Source organism: Haloferax sp. Atlit-10N (genome assembly GCF_003586325.1).
In the GTDB taxonomy this organism is placed as follows: Archaea; Halobacteriota; Halobacteria; order Halobacteriales; family Haloferacaceae; genus Haloferax; species Haloferax prahovense.
The window spans coordinates 1-630 of the sequence record NZ_PSYX01000085.1 but is presented as its reverse complement, the minus strand read 5'-3'; the positions used below and the strand labels follow the sequence as shown (position 1 = coordinate 630).

Sequence of the window (630 nt, the reverse complement as noted above, 5' to 3'; positions counted from 1 at the left end):
ACGGCTTTGAGGACAGAGTAGAAGCCATCTTCGCGCATTCGAGACATTTGATATGATATTATTTTATCCTGATAAGAAAGAGCTTTGGACACAGCTACCTGTGCGTTTTTGTCACTCCCAAGTGATGTGGTTGACATGGCTACGTTTGACGGGACTCACTTTCGCGAACTTGAGCCCCAAGACGTCCGGGACTACTGGAGCCACGAAGCCCATGACTTCACTCCTTGGCTGGCTGAGAATATTGCTTCAGAGAATTCCTCTCACTTAGAAGATGTCCTGGGGCTGGATTTGGAGGTCCTTGAGATGGAGAAGAACGTCGGGAAGTATAGTGTCGACATCCTCGCCGAAGTGGTCGACGACGGTCGTCGGGTGGTCATCGAGAACCAGCTCGAGCAATCCGACCACGACCACCTGGGGAAATGTATCGCCTATGCAGCTGGGGTCGACGCGGACATCATCGTATGGCTGACTCCCCAATTTAACGACGAGCACAAAGACGCCTTCCAGTGGCTGAATAAGAACAGTCGCGAGGGAATCGATCTCTTCGCTGTCCGACTGGAAGTTTGGAAGATTGCTGACTCACCACCGGCCGTCCGGTTGAATCCGGTCGAAGACCCATCGGAGTGGAAG

The 630-nt window shown here is 52.5% G+C and carries 1 pseudogene; it reads left to right on the top strand.

The window, feature by feature from the left end:
• Positions 1 to 135: 135 nt before the first annotated feature.
• Positions 136 to 630: pseudogene (locus tag C5B91_RS21285) on the top strand (DUF4268 domain-containing protein); the annotation flags it as partial.